Annotated in this window: 1 protein-coding gene; it reads left to right on the top strand. The window is 65.7% G+C overall.

The window, feature by feature from the left end; genetic code table 11:
- Positions 1-40: 40 nt before the first annotated feature.
- On the top strand, positions 41-702 hold a 662-nt coding region (locus tag OCW50_RS33120), incomplete at its 3' end, for a class I SAM-dependent methyltransferase (protein ID WP_262300408.1).

Genomic DNA, 702 nt, shown 5'->3' on the forward strand with positions numbered 1-702 from the left:
CGCGGAGCCTATCCTAGGCCATCGCGGCAGGGCGCTGCAGATGACCGATGAACTGGCATTTAGGCGGGAGGCCGCCGCCGAGTACGATCATGCTTTTTCGCATGTCTCAGCCCATTTCGTTCCGTTCCTTCTGCGGGCTGCACGGCTTGCACCGAGGCAGCGCGTTCTCGACGTGGCCACCGGCACCGGCATCGCCGCTGAGGCGGCAATGGACGTCATTGGCCGTGAGGGATCAGTCGTAGCCACCGATATCTCGCCCGAAATGATCGAGAAGGCGCGCCAGCGCCTCGGTCGGACGCCGGGCGCCTCAGCAATTGTCGAGGACGGCCAAGCCTTGTCGTTCCCGGACGAGAGCTTCGATACCGTCCTGTGCCACCTCGGGCTGATGTTCTTCCCCGACCCGGCGCGTGGTCTCTCCGAGTTCCATCGTGTGCTCCGCCCCGGGGGATGGGCGGCGGCCTCCGTCACCACCTCGCCCGAGCGCTCCTACAACGGGACGATCAGTTTAGCCGTGGCACGCCACCTGCCATCCGCGGCCGCAGCGATCGCTCACAGGTTCTCGCTGGGCGATGAAGGGCGGTTGCGCTCGTTGCTCGAGGGTGCGGGCTTCCGGGATGTGGACATCAGCACCGAGGCATATCGTTTCACGCTACCCTCCTTCGACGCGTATTTCGGACCCTTCGAGCGGGGCGGTGGCTCGTC

The organism is Microvirga sesbaniae, assembly GCF_025460805.1.
Classification (GTDB): domain Bacteria; phylum Pseudomonadota; class Alphaproteobacteria; order Rhizobiales; family Beijerinckiaceae; genus Microvirga; species Microvirga sesbaniae.